The organism is Vibrio sp. R10-SG-ISO4, assembly GCF_059834135.1.
In genome coordinates this window covers 84,118-103,833 of record NZ_JCBDHJ010000022.1, presented here as the reverse complement: position 1 = coordinate 103,833, position 19,716 = coordinate 84,118, and the positions used below count along the sequence as shown (strand labels likewise).

The window sequence follows — 19,716 nt, the reverse complement described above, 5'->3', positions numbered from 1 at the left end:
TGCCAAGCAAAGGTGTCCTGTTTGTTGTCGTTTTAAACGGTGAGCGTTTGAATTACTGTTCACTTTCGGCCACCGCCCTCGATTCGACAATTAGACTTTAGGATGAATGGGCCAGATATCGGTGGCCGTGGTCGGCGTAATGGCGAACTTTGCGATCTCGCGCACTCTCCTTGTGTACTTTCTTCTTGCTTACGTTCAGCGTGAGACGTAGGGCAAGTTAAGGCTCGGTAGGTCGCCGTGGGTTAAACGCACAAACACCATCGCTGCGGCGATGGCGTCTTGCAGCGCGTCATGGCGGCTTTGCAGCGGCAGGTCGAGATGTTTGCAGATGGCATCGAGGCTCAAATCGAAATAGGCGTTGGGCAGATGCTTTTCCAGCTTGTCGTGGTAGATCTGGCTCACTTCGATGAGTGGGTTGGGCAGAGGAAAGCCCAACTGCTTGCGACACGCTAAGTCGAGGATTTTCTTATCGTAGCGGATGTGATAGCCGACCAAAGGCCGATTGCCGATAAAATCGAGCAGTTTGATCAGAGCGCGTTTTTCATCGATGCCATCGAGCAAGTCTTGGTGGCGAATGTGGTGAATTTTCACTGAGCCCGAGTCGAGCGATTGCGGCGCGCGCAGGCGCACTTCAAAGGGCGCACTGGTGAGGATGCGATTGTCGATGATTTTGGTCGCCGCAATGGTGACCAGCTCGGCGCGGTTAGGGTCGAGGCTGGTGGTCTCACAATCGAGTGACACGTACTCCCCTTTTTGCAACGCGCCAAATAACGATTGGTAAGGGCTGCCTTTGAGTTTGTAGTACCAGTAACGACGCATCAATAGGTTCATGGATGACCTCAATCTCGGATCTGGTAGTGATAGCTGAGAAACTGCTTAAATTTCTTTACCACGTGCAAACTGTGGCGCAGCAGATCGCGCTCGGTGCGATCGAGCTGTTTGAGGTCAATTCGGTTGTGGGTGTGCTGGTTGCCAAGCTGCTGATGAAGGCGCAGTTTAAAAAACAGTTTCAGCGCTTCACTGAGGTTATCGGCGGTATCGGGCTCGAGGATTTTTTTGCGCGCGAGGCTTTCGATGCGTTCAAAGGTGTTGTGCGCTTCAATGCCGTATTCCAGCGCCAAGGTACGAATACCATGCACGATGGGGAAGATGCCGCCACTTTTCAGATCGACTCCCTTTTTGTCGGTTTTGACGTTGCCAAACAGCGTCAGTGGCAGAGAGAATTGCAGCGCCGGACGACAAAAGTCCTGCAGCGCCAACATGTTGTTGAGCATCAATCGATGAAGGTGTTCCATGATGGGGTCGAGGAGCGCGAGATTGCCCGCCACTGCATGTGCGTCACTGAAAATTGCCAAGTTCATAATCTGATCGGCGCTGCTCGCTTTGGCCCAGCGGCTCAAGGTGGCGCTCCATTGCGTCTGGCTTTTGACCCACTGCGGATTGTTGACCATCACATTACCCGGGCAGAGCGGATAACCCAGCTGCTGCAAGGTATGGGTCAGCTGCTGCATGACGGCATCACACTGCGGCCATTCCAGATCGGGGGCGAGAATCAGCGCGTTGTCTTGGTCGGTTTTTAAGATCTGCTCCCCACGCCCTTCTGAGCCTAAAACGATCAAACAGCAGTGATCGTGAAGGGCGGGAGGAACAATCAGTTCAAAGGCTTTCTCAATAATTTGTTCATTAACGGCAGAAATCAGCTCCATGATAAAGCGGGTGCGAATACCATTGCCAAGCAGGCTCTCGACCAAGTGGCGCTGGCGGTTCGATGCGAGCGCGAGCTCTTCGACACTGCTCGCTCTGGCAATGCTCAAACTCAACACATGTGAGTGAGTGGAAAAGGCGCTGAGGATTTGCGTCATATCCAGCATGCCGACCGCTTCTTTACCATCGGCGACCATCACGCGCTTCATGCGTTGACGCGTCATCTTTATCATCGCATTAAACAGAAACTCGCCATCGTCGACATGGATGACAGGAAAGGTTGCGATCTCGCCCACTGGGGTGTTGAGCGGGTGGTCATCCAACATGACCGCATGGAGCATATTGGTGCGCGTGACAATGCCAAAGGGCAGCTCATGAGGATGGTCGGCAAGCCTTGGATCATCCTCTTCTAATCGCACCAGCGCGGCATCAATGGCGTTCTCTTTGAGTGTGCGAGTCACCTCATTGAGCGGCATGTTGGGGGCGATCACCATCGGCGGATGATAGATGGCTTTATCGACTTTGGTCAGAATGAACTCGGCCAAGTTTTGCTGCTGCTGCGCGGCTTCAATTAACGCCTGACGGCGCGCGAGGTTAGTATCAAAATAGGCGGCAAACTGGCCATTCTCGTTGTAGAGCGACATAAAGGTCGCTTTGGGCAGTAGGTAAGCGAGGGTATCTTCTAGCGCCACGTAATGGTGCTTAGATTGGCCATCAAACAGGCCGCGCACATCAAACAAGTCATCATTGGCGTAGTGAGCAAAAATTTCGTTGCCATCCTGAGAGCGCTCTTCCACCGCGCCTTTGATCAAAATATGCAGATGATCCACACGCGCGCCGGGCTTAATCAAGCTCTCCTTAGTGCGGAAATAGGCGACATCCAGCGCCGAGCGCAGCTCGGTTTGCTGCGCTTCACTCAGCCTATCAAACGGTGGTGACTGCATATTGAATTTATCAGGCATAGCGGCTCTACACTCTCGCTCTACAGTTTGGGGTAGGTGAATAAATAAAGTGTGCGCGATCAGCGTATAAATGCCAGACGACTTTGGTCTTATAGGGGGAGTGCCTAGTGCCTAGTTCCTAGAGGGGCCACTTCCACCCTCCACCCATAACCCCTACCCAAAAACTCGTTACTAATACGGTTGGTTACGTATAATGCACGCTTACCATTGATTTCTTATGATTCGGATTTTTCATGCCCTGTTTTACTCGGACATCGATGTGGTTGTTCAGTGTGTGGTTTGGCACTGTGTCGGTATCCATGCCGCTTGAGTCTGCGCCATTTTGTGAAAAAAGTGCCGACTACGCGATTTATCTCAGTGGCATTCGCACCGGAGAGATGCATCGGGTGGAGCGCTGGCAAGGGCAAAGCGCGACGGTCTCTTCACAAAGCCATGCCAGCATTTTGGGCATAGGCACTCGCTATGATCAAACCGCGACATTGGTGTGGTCAGAGACAAGCCAAATCTGGCTGACCACCTCGTTTCATCAGAAGGTATCGGGCTTTCGCAGCCGAGATATGAGCGTCGATTTTTCCAGCGATGGCACGCAGACTCGCGTTAACCTGGATGGGCAGATTCACCACTATGACAATGGGGAGGCCCCACTGCGCGACGTAGATACCTTATCGATACAAATTCGTCAGCACATCAAAAATGGCGAGCAACGTTTTTCACTGACGCGCCAAGCCTCCGATGGCCCCGAGCCCTATCAGTATCAAGTCCTTTCGCCAACGAGCATCTCTGTTGGAGTGTGGGGCGAGATAGCGGTTATTCCCGTTGAACAAACCGGGGAAGAGCGCATCACTTTCTGGTATGCCCCTTCACTTGACTACCAGTTAGTCAAAGCCCGCTATCACGGCTTTTTGCTACAAGGCAGCGCCGAACTCCAGCATTTTCATAATGGGTGTAAGAAGAGTGCCTAGTTTCTAGTGCCTAGTTCCTAGAGGTCTGATTCTAAGAACTCGGCTCGTGCTTCTAGCAACCCACTTCTAGGAACTAGGCACTCGCCTCTAGGCACTGTCTTCTAGGAACTAGGAACTAACCTCTAGGCACTTCTTCCCTTTTTATTCCATGCAAACGCGGTCATAATGCCGCCGTTGTCTACTCCCTTATCCTGACTGAGGTTTGCATGCTCACTCCTTCTCCTTATGGTTGGATCTCACAATATTTTGCGGGGTTCTTTTTTGCTTATGGCGTCTATTTGCCGTTTTGGGCGCTGTGGTTTGAAAACCAAGGAGTAACGCCGACCGACATTGGTGTCTTGGTCGGGATTGGCTTTGCGACGCGCTGCGTGGCGAACTTGGTGTTAACGCCGCGCATTCATAAGGTGGAGCACTTGATGCCGGCGCTGCGTTGGCTCAGTTTGGCGGGGCTGCTGTTTGTGGGTTTCCACTTTTTTACCGGCGGAAGTTTTTGGTTAATGGCGCTGGCGACGGTGCTGTTTAACCTGTGCTGCGGGCCGATTGTGCCGCTCTCTGATGCGATGGCCAACTACTACGCGCGGCTTAATAAGCTCGATTATGGTCGCACGCGCTTGTGGGGCTCGATTGCCTTTATTGCTGGCTCGACTGTGGTCGGGTTTATGGTTGCTCATTTTGGCAGCGACATGATTGTGTTGACGGCGATGGCGGGCATGTTGGCGGCTTGGCTAATGAGTGTAAGGCGCATCCAGCCTATGCCGGTGACCAGTGATGTCAGCGCAGGCGTGAGACCGAAATTGATGGAGCTGCTGCGTGAAGGGCCAGTGGTGAAGTTTCTGCTGCTGGTGGCGCTGATTCAGGGCAGTCATGCGGCGTATTACAGTTTTAGTGCGATTCATTGGAAAGCGGCGGGGTATTCCGAAGACATCATCGGCTATTTGTGGAGCTTAGGGGTGGTGGCGGAAGTGGCGGTGTTTGCCCTGAGCAAGCGACTGTTTTCTGGTTGGTCACTGCGCGCTATGTTTGCGCTTGCTTCAATTGGGGTGATGGTGCGTTGGGGCATGACGGCATCGACGACGCTACTGCTCGCTTTGGTGCTGATTCAACTGCTGCACGGCGTGACCTTTGCGGTGGCGCACATTGCCGCGATTCAGTACATCCAACACTCCGAGCAACGAAAAATGGTGGCGCTGCAAGCCTTGTACAATGCCATTCCGCTTGGCGCTGTGATTGCCTTGATGACGACCTTAAGCGGCTGGGGCTTTGAGCACTGGGGCGCGAACGTCTTCTGGGCGATGGCCTTTATGGGCGCTGTGTCTCTGTTTATCAAAGTGGCGCCACAAGAGAATCCCGTGACCTCTGAGCAATTTGTCAATGAAGCGCAAGCCGCCAAAGAAGCCGAGCCGCAAGAGGGAGAAAAAGCCACGGAAAGCGGCGCGTAAAGCACAGAATTTACTCAAGTCGATTGAGTTGCCGCCAGCAAATTCGTTTAATAAGTTAACCCTTATCGCTCACCTCACTGGCGCGGCGATGGGGAGTACCGATAAACGACGATAAGGATATCGAATGCAAGGTTGGTTGGTGATCGCGGTTTCGCTTCTCTATCTTGGGCTGCTTTTTTTGATCGCATGGTATGGCGATAATCGCGTCAAGTGGTTGTCGCGCTGGCGGCCTTGGGTCTACAGCCTTTCGATTGCGGTCTACTGCACCTCATGGACGTTTTATGGCACCGTCGGTCAGGCGAGCAGCAATCCTTGGTCCTTTCTGCCTATCTATGTGGCGCCGATTCTGGTCTTTACCCTCGGTTGGCGCGTCCTCGCTCGCTTGGTGATCACCGCAAAGCGTGAGCATATTACTTCCATCGCCGACTTTATCGCGGCTCGTTATGGCAAATCTCAAGGGCTGGCAGTGGCGATCACCTTTATTGCTGTGATTGGTATTTTGCCCTACATCGCGCTGCAACTGCGTGGCATTACCATGGGGCTAGAGATCATCGCGCCGAGCGTGAGTGAGGATTTCGCCCGCTTTGGTTTTGATGTGTCATGGTTTGTGGTCGGGGCGCTGGCGGTGTTTACCATGCTGTTTGGTACGCGTCATATTGATAATACCGAGCACCACCGCGGCATGATGATGGCGATTGCGTTTGAGTCGCTGGTCAAGCTGGTGGCGTTTTTGGTGGTCGGCTGTTTTATTCTCTATCTCGCCTTTAGCCGCAGTGACATTCAGCTGATGGCGATTGCCGCCGAGACTTATCAATCCCACAATATCCCGACGTTGCTGATCCACACCGCCCTGACCATGATGGCGATCGTCTGTTTGCCGCGTCAGTTTCATACCATGGTGGTGGAGAACGAACGCGCGCAAGATTTGCATACCGCGCGCTGGCTCTTCCCGCTCTATCTGGTGTTGATGGGGCTGTTTGTGCTGCCGATTGCGTGGGTCGGCCAAGGCATCTTAAGCGGCGAAAGCCCAGATACGTATGTGATCAGCTTGCCGATGGCGGTGGGCGCGCAAGATTTCGCTCTGCTGGCGTTTTTAGGCGGCACCTCGGCGGCCAGTGGCATGGTGATTGTCTCGACCATCGCGCTGGCGATCATGGTGTCGAATGATATGGTGATGCCATTACTGCTGCGCCGTATGCGCCTCTCGCATCGTAACCATCGTCACTTCTCTGGCTTGCTGTTGATCATTCGTCGCGGCTTGATTTTGCTGCTACTGCTTGGCGCTTGGGGCTTTTATCAGGCGCTGGGCAGCATTCATTCGCTCTCTGCGATCGGTTTTCTCTCGTTTGCGGCGATCACCCAGTTTGCCCCGGCGCTGATTGGCGGCATGTACTGGCGTCAAGGCAATCGCAAAGGTGTGTATGTCGGGCTAGGTTTTGGTTTTACCTTATGGCTGATCACCTTGATGAGCCAAACCGGCATCTTAGCGGGGGATGCACAAAGCAACTTCCTGTTGTGGATCATCACGCCGCCAGAAGGATTGGCATCACTGGGCATTGCGCGCTCTGATTGGGGGATGCTGCTGAGCATCAGCGCTAACCTGTTCTTCTATTTGCTGGTGTCGAGTGTCACGCGCTCGAGCCTTAGCGAGCGGTTACAGTCGGCCTCGTTTATCGGTACGCCGCTGCCAGAGAGCGAGAACATGAGCCTTTACCAGAGCCGAGTGACGGTCGGTGAGTTGGAAATGCTCGCCTCACGCTTTGTCGGCAGGCAGCGGGTGCGCAGCGCGTTTCGTCAATATTGGCAGCAGCAACGCGAGACACTGATGCCTAATCAGCAAGCGCCCTCGACCTTGATTCGCCATACTGAGCGCGTGTTGGCCGGCGTGTTTGGTGCCTCGTCGGCGAAGCTGGTGCTCACCTCTGCGCTGCAAGGGCGCAACATGCAGCTTGAAGAGGTGGCGACCATTGTCGATGAGGCCTCCGAGCTGTATGACTTTAGTCGCGGCTTGCTGCAAGGGGCGATTGAACATATTGGTCAAGGCATTGCCGTGGTGGACAAGCAATTGCGTTTGGTGGCGTGGAATCAGCGGTATCTTGAGTTATTTGAGTTTCCGCCCGGCTTGATTCAAGTGGGCAGGCCGATCGCCGATGTGATTCGCCACAACGCCGAGCAGGGGCTGTGTGGCCCCGGTGACCCAGAAGATCACGTTCGCAGGCGGGTGTATCACTTAGAACAAGGCACGCGTCATACCTCTTCACGTGTCAGGCCCGATGGGCGCGTGATTGAGGTGCAAGGCAACCCGATGCCCGGCGGCGGCTTTGTGATGAGTTTTACCGACATTACCGTGTTCCGCGACGCCGAGCAGGCGCTGATCGACGCCAATGAAACCCTAGAAGAGCGCGTTCGAGAGCGCACCTTTGAGCTGGAAAAACTCAACAAAAAGTTGGTCAGTGCGACCCAGCGTTCCGAGCGCGAATCGCAGTCCAAATCACGCTTTCTGGCCGCGGTGAGCCACGATTTGATGCAGCCGCTCAATGCCGCGCGCTTGTTTGCCTCCTCTTTATCTGAAGTGACGAAAGCTGACTCGGTCTCTATTTCTTCTTCGACTGCTATGGAGGAGGGGAAAGAGTCAGAGGCGCAGCGTCTTGCTCACCATATCGAAAGTGCCCTTGGCGCGGCAGAAGATTTGATTGGCGATCTGCTCGATATTTCGCGTTTGGAGTCTGGCAAGCTGGAGGTTCACATTCACCCCTTTGCGCTCAATGATGTGCTCTCCAACCTCAACGCCGAGTTTAGCGCTCTGGCGAAAAAGCAAGGCATCGACTTTCGCATGATGCCGAGTGACTTGGTGGTCGAGTCGGACCCTAAATTGCTGCGCCGCGTGGTGCAAAACTTCCTCACCAATGCGTTTCGTTACAACCCACAAGGCAAGGTAGTGCTCGGCGTGCGCCGCATCCAAGGTGAGGCACGCATTGAGGTATGGGATAACGGCGTGGGGATTGATGAAGACAAGCAGCAAGAGATCTTTGAAGAGTTTAATCGCGGTAGTCATGCCCAAGATGGCCAAGGGCTACGCGATCAAGGGTTGGGTCTGGGGCTCGCCATTTCCAAGGGCATCGCGCATGTACTCAATCATGAAATAGGGATGCGCTCATGGCCTGGGCGTGGCAGCGTGTTTTCGATTCGTCTGCCGCGCGCGGTGCATGCCAGCCCAGCTCCTGCGCCTGCCGCGGCGCCGAGTGTCGGCGATCTCAGCCACTTGCGCGTTCTGTGTGTCGATAACGAAACGGATATTTTGGTCGGGATGGAGACGCTGCTTGGCCGCTGGGGATGTGAGGTGCGCAGCGCCACCGATCTGGTCAGCGCGTTGGCGGCGATGGACGAGCAGTGGCAGCCGGATGTGATTTTGTCTGATTACCGCCTCGATCACGGCCGAACGGGTTTAGAAGTGTTGCAGCAATGTCGCTTGCGACTGGGCGCGCGATTTAAAGGGGTGATCATCAGCGCCGATCGCACCCAAGAGATGATGCAAGGCATCGAGTCGAGCGGATTTGCGTTTATCGCCAAGCCGGTCAAACCGTTGAAATTGAGAGCTATGCTGTATGGGCTTTAGCCTGACGGAAAATTCATCGGTGTAAACGAAAAGGGAAAGCGAACATCGCTTTCCCTTTTCGTTCATGGTTCCTTTGCGGCCCATCATTCATTGCCAGTAAACAAGGTCTCATAGGTCACAAACGCCGTTTGGGTATCACCGTAGTAGAGGGTGCCATCGGATTGCGCCGCGACGCGAAGCCAGCTCTCTTGGGAGGCGGGGCTGGGTAGGGTGATGAACCACTGTTTGCCCTCACTGTCGGCGCGTTGCATGTCGACGGGGGTTGTGGTGGTGTCGATGTCATTCACTAGCGACAGTTTGACCCCTTGCAATGGGTGCAGCGAACTCATTGAGAGTTCTAACGTCTCTTCGGTCAACTTTTCAGAGCGAAACTTAATTTTGAACTCGCCATTTTCCATGTCACACAGACCACTGGTATAGCGGCAGTTGGATTTGCTGACCAACTTATACGCTTGGCCCTCTTTGGCGGCGTGTGGCTTTTCACTCACGGCCAAATCGGTACCGAAATAGGCGATGATGGAGAGAATCGGGGCAATCAATAGAGCAATGATAAAGTGTTTATTTTTGAACATCTTGGCTTCCTTGCAACAGCTCCAAGTTTTTCTTTACAACAGTAAGTTAACCCAATTTGAAGAATAAAAAAGCCCCAAACGGGGCTTTTGTGGTAGAGGTTAAGGATTAATGGTCAACCGCTTCGCCAGCACCGGCTGGAACACGCACGTGCTCGACCAAATCTTTCACTTCTTGTGGCGTTTCTGCGGTCACTTTTGATACCGCGAACGCGACGATGAAGTTGACGACAGCACCGATGGCACCAAAGGCGTTAGGCTCAATGCCTAGGAACCAGTTGCTGCCCCAGCTCTCTAGGTAAGTCCAGTCAGAGATAAACAAGATACCCTTGTGCTGGAATACGTAGAACAGCGTGATGGTGATACCGGCGATCATGCCTGCAATCGCGCCCTCTTTGTTGATGTTTTTGCTGAAGATACCCATCATCAATGCTGGGAAGATCGACGAGGCGGCAAGACCAAAGGCCAAGGCTACCGTACCTGCGGCAAAGCCGGGAGGATTGAGACCAAGATAGCCCGCCACTGCAATGGCGACGGCCATGGATATCCGGCTCGCCATCAGCTCTTTCTTCTCGGAGATGTTCGGGTTGATGACCCCTTTGATCAAGTCATGGGAGATGGCGGAGGAGATCGCCAATAGCAAGCCCGCGGCGGTCGACAGTGCTGCCGCTAGGCCACCGGCGGCGACTAATGCAATCACCCAGTTAGGCAGTTTCGCAATCTCAGGGTTAGCCAATACCATGATGTCGTTGTCCACCTTCAGTTCGTTAGTGGCAGCGCTCGATGTGTATTGAATCAAACCATCGTTATTTTTGTCATCAAAGCCAAGTAGGCCGGTTTTTTCCCAGTTCTTAAACCAGTCAGGACGCTCATCATAAGCCAGATGTTGGCCTGGCGCTGGGTTCACCGTGTCCATCAGGTTCAAGCGAGCCATCGCCGATACGGCTGGCGCTGTGGTGTAAAGAATCGCGATGAACACCAATGCCCAACCGGCAGAGGTACGCGCATCACGCACTTTTGGCACCGTGAAGAAACGGATGATAACGTGCGGAAGACCTGCCGTACCAATCATCAGTGACATGGTGTAGACGAACATGTTGAGCGTATCGCCCCGCACTTGGGTGGTGTACTCGGTAAAGCCGAGTTCGGTCACCACTTGGTCTAGCCGGTCGAGCAGATAGACATCCGTCCCGGAAAGGGTACTACCTAGGCCAATTTGTGGCAGAGGGTGCCCGGTCAGTTGCAGAGAGATAAAGATTGCAGGGATAGTGTAAGCAAGAATGAGGACGCAATACTGAGCAATCTGCGTGTAGGTGATGCCTTTCATGCCGCCCATAACCGCGTAGACAAACACGATACACATACCGATCAACAGGCCAGTCGAGTAGTCCACTTCCAAGAAGCGACCAAACGCCACGCCCACGCCTTTCATCTGACCGATAACATAGGTCACCGATGCGATAATAAGACAGACAACCGCCACCACGCGCGCGGTGTTGGAGTAGAAACGCTCACCGACAAACTCAGGTACTGTGAACTTACCGAATTTACGTAGATAAGGGGCGAGCAGCAGCGCGAGGAGCACGTAGCCGCCAGTCCAACCCATTAGGAAGACGGAGCCGCCGTAGCCCATAAAGGCAATCAGACCCGCCATTGAGATAAACGACGCTGCTGACATCCAGTCCGCTGCCGTCGCCATACCATTGGCAATCGGGTTAACCCCGCCGCCTGCGACATAAAACTCTTTGGTTGACCCAGCGCGTGCCCAAATCGCAATCCCGATATAGAGAATGAAAGTGGCACCCACAACAAGGTACGTGATTGTTTTCAAATCCATCTGAGTGACTCCTTACTCATCCACGCCGAATTCACGGTCCAGTTGGCGCATCTTCCACGCGTAGTAGAAAATAATGCCAAGAAACGTATAGATGGAGCCTTGCTGGGCAAACCAGAAGCCGAGTTTGTATCCACCGATTTGAATTTCATTCAGTACGTCGACAAATAATATGCCGCAGCCAAAAGATACGACAAACCAGATGACCATTAAGGTGATCATCAGTTTTACGTTTTTATCCCAGTAGGCTTTGGCTCTTTCCTGACTTTCGAATGCCATTGCCGCCTCCTTACGATTTCGCTAGTTAAATGGGGTGTTCGGTTAACCTGCTAGTGAGGTTAGTGCTTGTTAAAAAAATGTTTCACCATGTACATTAGCAAGGCAATGGGCGAAAAACCTTTCAACTTTAGTCGGGGCGATAAGGATAAAAAGGGCCCTAAAATGGGCGCTTAGCGAGGTTTACTGATAAATTTGTGATGTTAATAACTTGTTAAGTTAGCCAAAGGTCTAATGTCTTGAGAAGGGAACCGCTCAATTAGTGTTGATATGTTGACCGACAATTTGCATAGGTTGACCATTTCCCGCTACTGCCAAGAGAAAACTATGGGTAGAATAACTCATTGACTCCAATTGTAATTAAGGGGGTAAAGCTTGACGGTAGATATGATCAATGGACTGTTTCTTACTGGGACGCTTCTTCTCGTTATCAGTGTATTATTCAGCCAGCTCTCCTCGCGCCTCGGTGTACCCATTCTCGTTTTGTTTCTCTGCGTCGGTATGCTGGCCGGTCAAGACGGCCCGGGAGGCATCAAGTTTGACAGCTACTCCACGACCTATTTGGTCAGTAACTTAGCGCTGGCGATCATTTTGCTCGATGGTGGGCTACGCACTCGTATCAGCAGCTTTCGTTTGGCGTTCTGGCCGGCATTTTCTTTGGCCACCTTTGGCGTATTTTGCACCACGTTTCTCACCGGTTTGCTCGCCACCTGGCTCTTCAATCTCACTTTGCTACAAGGCTTGCTGCTTGGCGCGATAGTCGGTTCCACTGATGCCGCGGCGGTCTTTTCACTCCTTAAAGGGCGCAGCATCAATGAACGGGTGGGCGCGACGTTGGAGATTGAATCAGGCACCAACGATCCGATGGCGGTGTTTCTCACCATTACTTTGATTGCGGTACTGGCGGATCCAACCGCGGTGCTCAGCGTTGGGTTCGTGTCACTGAGTTTTGTGATGCAGTTTGGTATCGGCATCGCCCTTGGGCTTGGTGGCGGCTGGTTGTCTTTGCAAATCATCAATCGCATCCAATTACCAGAAGGCATGTACCCGATTCTGGTCTCAGGGCTTGGCGTTGGGCTGTTTGCATTGTCGAACACCTTGGGCGGCAGCGGCATTCTCACCATTTATCTGTTTGGTTTGCTGCTGGGTAATTTGCCGACGCGCTCAAAACACTCGATTTTGAATGTCATGGATGGACTGACATGGTTTAGCCAGATCATCATGTTTGTCGTGCTTGGTCTGTTGGTCAATCCGAAAGATTTGCTCGACATCGCACTGCCGGCACTGGCGCTCGCGTTCGGCATGATTGTATTTGCTCGTCCTATTGCGGTGTGGCTCAGTTTGCTGCCGTTTGGCAAGTTTCGCCCCAGAGAGAAGTGGTTTCTAAGTTGGGTCGGATTGCGTGGCGCTGTGCCGATCATTTTGGCGGTATTCCCTTTGATGGCAGGGCTGCCCAATGCGCAGATGTATTTCAATATCGCCTTTTTCGTCGTTATGGTCTCGCTGATCGTGCAAGGCGTGAGCTTAACCAAGGCAGCAAAATTGGCCAAAGTCGAACTGCCACCTCAGCCCGCGCCGGTGGCGCGGGCAGGGATCGAGATTTTCCCAACCAGCAATTGGGAGCTCTATGTCTATCGCTTGGAAGCGGAGAAGTGGTGTATTGGTGAGCCATTGAGTAAGTTGGCGATGCCGGATGGAACGTGGATTGCGGCGCTGTTTCGTCAGCGAACCTTGCTCCACCCATCGGGCAGTACTGTGCTGCAAGCGGGTGATACCTTATGCGTGCTGGGCCGAGAAGAGAACCTTGAGCCGTTAAGTCAACTGTTTAGCACCGCGCCTTTGGCGGAAACTCAAACCCGTTTCTTTGGTGACTTCTTTTTTGCCGCCGAGGTTTCGCTTAGCGATGTGTGTCAGCACTACGGCATTGATGTGCCAGTTGAGTACGCGACGTTCACGCTAAAGCAGTTGGTGGCGGAGCAACTGCCCCATCAAGTGGTGCTTGGCGACAGTTTTGATTGGCAGGGGCTGAGGTTTGTCATCTCCAAAGTGGAGAACTACGAAGTGACGCAGTTGGGTCTGTGCCTTCCGGACTCGCAAGAGCCAGAGTAGGGGTGGCCTATCTACCCGTAGTGCTAGTCGTTGAGTTCGCTAAGCAGTATCACCGCTTGGGTGCGATTTTTTACGCCCAGCTTGCGGAAAATGGCGGTCATGTGTGCTTTGATGGTCGCTTCTGAGACGTTGAGCTCATAGGCGATCTGCTTGTTGAGCAGGCCGTCGGAGAGCATGCCCAGTACCTTGTACTGCTGCGGGGTGAGGGTCGCCATTTTCTCAGCTAGATCATTGCAAGCGGCATTCTCGACAATCGAACCTTCAGGGAAGTAAGGATCGCCCGCCAACACTTGATTGAGGGCTTTCACTAGCTCGCGCATGTCACTCGATTTAGGGATAAAACCAAACGCACCGTGGCTTTTCACTTGCGTGACCACCGAAGGCTCTTCACTGGCTGAGACCACCACAATCGGCAACTCTGGGTATTCGGCGCGCAGTTGAATCAAGCCAGACATGCCATTGGCGCCCGGCATTTTCAGATCGAGCAGCAGCAAGTCGGGCTCATCTTCTTTGGCGAGTAACGTCATCAAGGCATCGAGAGAGTCGGCCTCGAGCAGATTAGCCCCACTGACCGCCATATGTACCGATTGGAACAACGCGTTGCGAAACAGCGGGTGATCGTCTGCGATGATGATGGTGTAGGTCGAGTCCATGACGTTGCACACTTATGATGATGTAGTTAATAGAATTATTGTCAGCTTTGCCGCGGTGGACAATCTTTATCCGCTAAAAGTCTGAAGTGTATCGGGTTTTGTTTCATTTAACACTTATTGTTGAGTATTTATACTAGATGCATATGATGTTAAATATCATTAATATCAATAAATTAGATTGTCAGTATGCCCTTGTTCACATATTCATCAATTTGATCTTAAATATTGCTCATATTTAAGAAGTGAATAGCTGTTTGTTGCATAATCGCTTCTAGGTTTTGACCTACTTCAAATAATGATGCAGTAAAGGAAACTGATAATGAAAAAATTAAGTCTATTCGCAGTGTTGGCCGTCGTTGGTTTGTCTGGATGTCAAATGACTGGAGGTTCAGATACAGATATCGCAAATGCTGATTTTAATTCAATGTCTTGCGATGATATTCAAGCAATGTTTGCAGAGTACCGTGAGCAGATGGATAACGTTGACACAGGTGCAAGCTTGCTTTCAGCAGTAGGTGTTGATTCGGGTACGAGTGAAGCAAAAGCGGTCATGGCTCAGGCATACTCGCAAGCAGCGACAACGGCTCGTCCAGTACTAAAAGTTAAGCAGTGTTCTTTCACTGTATAATTGAAGTGCAGATTTACGTTGAAAAGGCTGGCGATCACGTCAGCCTTTTTACTTTCTAATTTAGCCTGTCTCGATGAACACCTAATGGTAAGTTAGAAGACTGGTCAAAGGGCTGAGCCTTCAAATGCGCCAAAAACGTCTCGGCTGGCATAAATCCTGTGATGCGAGCATTTGGCATCGGCTGACCATTGGCATCCCAAAAATCAATGGTCGGCAAACCGAGTACGCCGAGTTGTTTGAGTAGCTCGATGTCTTGCACTTGGTTGCGGGTGACGTCGGCTTGCAACAACACAAACTCACTCAGCTTGGCTTCCACATCGGCTTGGTGGAAGGTGTACTTCTCAAATTCCTTACACGCGACGCACCAGTCGGCATAAAAATCGAGCATCACAGGTTTACCTTGCTCTCGGGCTTGGCTGAGGGCCAAGTTGAGCTCAGCGACGTTGTTGATACGGGTAAACTCAATGCTCGGCGCGGCTTGCGAGTGGGCGCTTGGACCATCAAACCAAAGATTGAGCAGCGGCTGAGCGCTGGCGAACAAACCGAGCACTGCAACAATGCCCACCACACTTTGCTTCCAGCCACCAAAAGGCAGTGCATTTTTACTGTGATAGAGCCAGCCAAACGCCGCGATACCGAGCCCCGACCACAGCGCACTGCTCCAGAGATCGGGCAGGATACGCTCAAGCAAGAAAATCGGCGCCGCGAGGAGGATAAAACCAAATAGCGTCTTGACGCGATTCATCCACTCTCCCGCTTTTGGCAACAACTGATTGCCAAATACCGCGACCAAAATCAGAGGAATGCCCATACCGAGCGCCAACGCGTAGAGGGTGATCCCTCCGGTAAACAAGTCGCCGCTTTGCGCCACATACAAGAGCGCCCCCGACAGCGGCGCCGTGGTGCAGGGTGAGCAGACTAAACCAGAAATCGCCCCCATGCTAAACACACCGACCAGATTGCCACCTTGCTGCTGATTGCTCAGTTGATTGAGCCAAGTTTGCAGGCGACTTGGCAGTTGCAGGGTATAGAGCCCAAACATCGACAAGGCCAGCGCGACGAATAACACAGTCAGCCCTATCAACACCGCGGGGTGCTGCATCGCTGCTTGGAACTGCAAACCGGCTTGCGCCACCACCAAACCGAGCAAGGTGTAAGTCAATGCCATGCCTTGCACGTAGACAAACGAAAGGCCCAATGTGCGGCGCGTATTGATCTGACTGCCGCCGAGCACAATGCTGGTCAAAATCGGGTACATCGGCAAGACACATGGGGTAAAGGCCAGGCCAATACCCAGTGCGAGAAACAGCAGCGGTGTCCAAACGCTCTCGCTGATGCGATCGGCAAGCTGTGCCTGTTGTGAGCGTGATGAGTCTGTCGCCGTGTCCGTCGTAATAGGCGTCTTTTCTGAATTGGTGGAGGTGGGCGCGATGACGACATCGGCGTCTTGAAAGTCAAACGAGGTCAGGTCAATGACCTTAGTTTCGGGCGGATAGCAGAAACCGGCTTTCGCGCATCCTTGGTATTGAACCATCAAACGAGCCCCGGCTTGATACTCGGCCAAAGGCACCTCGACAAACAGCGGCGTGGTGTAGATGTTCACGTCACCGAAAAACTCATCATGATAGGGCTCACCTTGACGCAGTGTGATGTCGCCTAACGTGATGTGCTCGCCGCTAATGGCAATCTTATCTTGATAGAGGTAGTAATCTGGCTTGATTTGCCAATCGAGATAGACCCGCGCGCCTTGCTGCACCGCATTGAAGGCAAACGCCTCATCAACAGTGACAAAGCGATTGTCCTCATTGGCAGGACTGAACGTAGATTGCGAATTGCCAAACAGAGCCCACACCGAGCTCGAAAACAGAGAGAGAACCAGTACAACAAGCGAGAAAGCGAAGCGCATAAGACCGTCACGTTAACTAAGATGGATTCAGTGTAACTCAATCAGACAGGAGATCGGGTGGATAAGTTTCAAATAGTTTCTAGTTTTTAGTGCCTAGTTTCTAGTTCCTAGTTTCTAGAAGATCGTACCTATCACCTATCACCCATCACCCGTCACCCATCACGTACCTCCATCCCTCTAGGAACTAGGCACTAGCCTCTAGGACCTATCCCCTATGAACTCACTCCTAATCTCATCCGCACTATCCGCTCACACGCATCAATCTTTTGTGTGTCTTTTGGGATGATGAGTACGGTGTCGTTCCCGCCGACGGTGCCAAGGATTTCGGTGTGTGGGTCGATGTCGACGAGACGGGCGACCAGTTGGGCGCTGCCGGGGTGGGTTTTGACGACCACCATGGATTGGTTGTGGGTAATGAACTCGATTTGCGAAGAGATGGAGGACTCGACGCGCACTGGCGCGGTTTCGACCGTGATGCAGTAGACTTTTTTGCCGCAGGCGTTTTGCACTTTGACGACGCCAAGTTGTGACAGCAAGCGAGAGACGGTCGATTGACTGATGCCCTCGAAACCAATGTTCACTAGGGCTTCTCTGAGCTCATTTTGAGTGGAAAAGCTTTGTTGTTGCAGTAGCCGTTTGCACGCTGAAGTGAGGGTTTTGTCATCGGCAAATTGGTCGTCCGCGAGATGAAGAGTGTCACTCATAAGGACCCCTTATTATGATTATCGCCATCCTGATGGGAATGAGTACACAGCTCCATCTATGTACCCTTGTGGGTTGTTCAATGAAAAAGCGCCGTCGCGCACGCTGAGTTTATCACCAATAAAAGTGTGGCTATATGACACTTGTCACCAAATAAAAAACTAATGACAAAGTGTTTTTCTGGTCATTTATTCTAATAAAGCGAGGCTGTTGTCAGCCCCGCGAGTCTCTTAGTTCATCCAAAGCAGGGTTACGCGCCGAGCGTCGCCACCATCACCGCTTTGATGGTGTGCATGCGGTTTTCCGCCTCGTCGAAGACAATCGAGTAGTCCGACTCGACCACTTCATCCGTCACTTCACAGCCGTCTTTGAGCATGGGATATTCGCTCGCGAGCTGTTTGCCGACCGTGGTGTCTTCGCCGTGGAAGGCGGGTAAGCAGTGCATAAATTTCACGTGCGGGTTACCGGTGGCTTTGATCATCGCCATGTTGACTTGATACGGTAGCATCAAATTGATGCGCTCAGCCCACGCTTCTTTCGCTTCGCCCATGGACACCCAGACGTCAGTGTAGAGGAAGTCACAGCCTTGCACGCCCTCTTGCACATCGTCGGTGAGCGTGATTTTAGCGCCTGTGGTCTGGGCGATGTCTCGGCAGGTGGCGACCAAACTCTCCTCTGGCCAGAACTGTTTTGGCGCAACGAGGCGGATGTCCATGCCCATTTTCGCCGCGCCCACCATCAAGGAGTTGCCCATGTTGTTGCGTGCGTCGCCAAGGTAGGCAAAGGAGATGTCGCGCAGCGCTTTGCCGCGGCCATGTTCCATCATGGTCAAGAAGTCAGCGAGGATTTGGGTGGGGTGGAACTCGTCGGTCAAGCCATTCCAGACGGGTACACCGGCGTATCGGCCGAGCTCTTCGACGATCTCTTGACCAAAGCCGCGATATTCGATGCCGTCATACATGCGGCCCAGCACGCGCGCGGTGTCTTTCATTGACTCTTTATGACCGATTTGTGAGCCAGAGGGGCCCAAGTAGGAGACTTGCGCGCCTTGGTCAAACGCCGCCACTTCAAAGGCGCAGCGAGTGCGGGTTGAGGTTTTTTCGAAAATCAGCGCGATGTTTTTGCCTTTGAGGCGCGGCTGCTCGTAACCGTTGTATTTGGCTTTTTTCAGTTCAGCAGAGAGCGCGAGCAGATGGTCAATCTCACGTGGGGTAAAGTCGAGCAGTTTAAGGAAGTTGCGGTTACGTAAATTGAAAGCCATGGTGAATTTCCTTCTTAAAAAGAGATTATGACGTGCAATGTCTGTTGAGGCTCGGCGTGAAGAAGGGCCGAGCCTCGTTGTCTGTTGTTAGCCTTTGGTGATATTAGTGCCGGCGGTGCCTTGCAAAATCGCTAGGCCATCTTCGAGGGCGCCGATGCCGACCACCTTGCCTCCTTGGCGAATGAACTCGCACGAGGCATCAATTTTTGGCCCCATCGAGCCTTCATCGAACGTATAGTGCGCCAGCTCGCTAGGGGTGGTGGCACGCAGAGGATGCTGAGTGGGCTTGCCCCAATCGAGGTAGACGGCGTCGGCGTCAGTCAAAATCAATAGCGCATCGGCATTGAGCTGTTTGGCGAGATAGGCGGCGGACATGTCTTTGTCGATCACCGCTTCAACGCCCATCAATTTGCCGCCTTCCCGTTTGACCGGAATGCCGCCGCCACCGGTACAGATCACCAAATGCCCTTCGGCGATCAACTTGGTAATGGCTTCGTGTTCAATGATGCCTGTCGGTTTAGGGCTCGGTACGACGCGGCGAAAATGCGCGCCATCGGGTTTGACGGTCCAGTGATAGCGCTCGGCCAGTTCGCGCGCTTCGGCTTCTTGGTAAATCGGTCCAATCGGTTTGGTTGGATTGGCGAAGGCCGGGTCATTTGGGTCGACGGTCATTTGCGTCAACATGCAAGTGATGTTGGTGCTCGGCATCTGGTTTTTAAACTCTTGCATCAGCATGTAGCCGATCATGCCTTGGGTTTCACTGCCCAGCACATCGAGTGGGTAGGGCGCGACTTTCTTGTACTCAAGGCCTTGCAGCGCAAGCAGCCCCACTTGCGGGCCGTTGCCATGCACCAACACCACGTTGTAATGCTCGGCGATTTTGGCGATGGTGTTGACCGCGATTTCAATGTTGTGGCGCTGCACCTCGGCTTCGAGCGGCTCACCGCGGCGAAGTAGCGCATTGCCCCCTAGGGCGACAACGACGGTTTGTTTGTTCATAGCTCTGTCTCCATAGAGCAAAAGCGCCCGCTTTTGCTCCTTGTTGATCCGATGATAAGGATGAATGGGTTGATAGCGATGGAGGCTGTGATGACC

General features: G+C 52.8%; 15 protein-coding genes. 5 read left to right on the top strand and 10 right to left on the bottom strand.

What is annotated here, in order from left to right; all coding sequences use genetic code 11:
* Window positions 1-195: 195 nt before the first annotated feature.
* Together AC6R03_RS16395 and AC6R03_RS16390 are read right to left on the bottom strand one after the other, a co-directional pair.
* A complete protein-coding gene (locus tag AC6R03_RS16395) occupies window positions 196-831 on the bottom strand; it encodes a 3'-5' exonuclease (RefSeq protein ID WP_334554707.1) in 636 nt (211 codons plus the stop codon).
* A gap of 8 nt (window positions 832-839) precedes the next feature.
* The gene (locus AC6R03_RS16390; protein WP_500653676.1) at window positions 840-2,666 is read right to left on the bottom strand and encodes a DUF294 nucleotidyltransferase-like domain-containing protein; all 1,827 of its coding nucleotides are present in this window, start codon (window positions 2,664-2,666) and stop codon (window positions 840-842) included.
* A 257-nt stretch (window positions 2,667-2,923) separates the two neighbouring features.
* On the opposite strand from AC6R03_RS16390, the gene AC6R03_RS16385 reads away from it, so the two are divergent.
* From AC6R03_RS16385 to AC6R03_RS16375, 3 genes are all read left to right on the top strand, one after another.
* On the top strand, window positions 2,924-3,628 hold the full coding sequence (locus tag AC6R03_RS16385) for a hypothetical protein (RefSeq protein WP_500630360.1): 705 nt from the start codon (window positions 2,924-2,926) through the stop codon (window positions 3,626-3,628).
* Between the two features lie 206 nt (window positions 3,629-3,834).
* Complete coding sequence (locus AC6R03_RS16380; RefSeq protein WP_500630359.1) at window positions 3,835-5,067, top strand: 3-phenylpropionate MFS transporter; 1,233 nt, start codon at window positions 3,835-3,837, stop codon at window positions 5,065-5,067.
* A gap of 124 nt (window positions 5,068-5,191) precedes the next feature.
* The gene (locus tag AC6R03_RS16375) at window positions 5,192-8,683 is read left to right on the top strand and encodes a hybrid sensor histidine kinase/response regulator (RefSeq protein WP_500630358.1); all 3,492 of its coding nucleotides are present in this window, start codon (window positions 5,192-5,194) and stop codon (window positions 8,681-8,683) included.
* Between the two features lie 83 nt (window positions 8,684-8,766).
* Here AC6R03_RS16375 and AC6R03_RS16370 read toward each other — a convergent pair whose 3' ends face one another.
* From AC6R03_RS16370 to AC6R03_RS16360, 3 genes are all read right to left on the bottom strand, one after another.
* Window positions 8,767-9,255 (bottom strand): hypothetical protein, encoded by a 489-nt coding sequence (locus tag AC6R03_RS16370; protein WP_500629840.1) that lies wholly within the window; start codon window positions 9,253-9,255, stop codon window positions 8,767-8,769.
* Between the two features lie 106 nt (window positions 9,256-9,361).
* Entirely contained in the window at window positions 9,362-11,089 is a 1,728-nt protein-coding gene (locus AC6R03_RS16365; protein ID WP_487902777.1) for a sodium:solute symporter family protein, read from the bottom strand.
* Between the two features lie 12 nt (window positions 11,090-11,101).
* A complete protein-coding gene (locus tag AC6R03_RS16360; RefSeq protein WP_500627486.1) occupies window positions 11,102-11,365 on the bottom strand; it encodes a DUF4212 domain-containing protein in 264 nt (87 codons plus the stop codon).
* Between the two features lie 384 nt (window positions 11,366-11,749).
* Between AC6R03_RS16360 and AC6R03_RS16355 the strand changes: the two genes are divergently transcribed.
* A complete protein-coding gene (locus AC6R03_RS16355) occupies window positions 11,750-13,471 on the top strand; it encodes a potassium/proton antiporter (protein WP_500630368.1) in 1,722 nt (573 codons plus the stop codon).
* A 23-nt stretch (window positions 13,472-13,494) separates the two neighbouring features.
* On the opposite strand, the gene AC6R03_RS16350 is transcribed toward AC6R03_RS16355, so the two are convergent.
* Entirely contained in the window at window positions 13,495-14,124 is a 630-nt protein-coding gene (locus AC6R03_RS16350; protein ID WP_334554691.1) for a response regulator transcription factor, read from the bottom strand.
* Between the two features lie 319 nt (window positions 14,125-14,443).
* On the opposite strand from AC6R03_RS16350, the gene AC6R03_RS16345 reads away from it, so the two are divergent.
* A complete protein-coding gene (locus tag AC6R03_RS16345) occupies window positions 14,444-14,752 on the top strand; it encodes a hypothetical protein (protein ID WP_500627487.1) in 309 nt (102 codons plus the stop codon).
* Window positions 14,753-14,807: 55 nt separating this feature from the next.
* Here AC6R03_RS16345 and AC6R03_RS16340 read toward each other — a convergent pair whose 3' ends face one another.
* The 4 genes from AC6R03_RS16340 to arcC form a co-directional block, all read right to left on the bottom strand.
* The gene (locus AC6R03_RS16340) at window positions 14,808-16,658 is read right to left on the bottom strand and encodes a protein-disulfide reductase DsbD (protein ID WP_500630357.1); all 1,851 of its coding nucleotides are present in this window, start codon (window positions 16,656-16,658) and stop codon (window positions 14,808-14,810) included.
* Window positions 16,659-16,870: 212 nt separating this feature from the next.
* Window positions 16,871-17,362, bottom strand: a complete 492-nt coding sequence (locus tag AC6R03_RS16335) for an arginine repressor (protein WP_334554683.1) — start codon at window positions 17,360-17,362, stop codon at window positions 16,871-16,873.
* 248 nt (window positions 17,363-17,610) lie between these two features.
* A complete protein-coding gene (locus AC6R03_RS16330; protein ID WP_334554681.1) occupies window positions 17,611-18,621 on the bottom strand; it encodes an ornithine carbamoyltransferase in 1,011 nt (336 codons plus the stop codon).
* Window positions 18,622-18,708: 87 nt separating this feature from the next.
* Window positions 18,709-19,620: a carbamate kinase gene (arcC, locus tag AC6R03_RS16325; protein ID WP_500627493.1), complete on the bottom strand. Its 912-nt coding sequence runs from the start codon at window positions 19,618-19,620 to the stop codon at window positions 18,709-18,711.
* Between the last annotated feature and the right edge of the window lie 96 nt (window positions 19,621-19,716).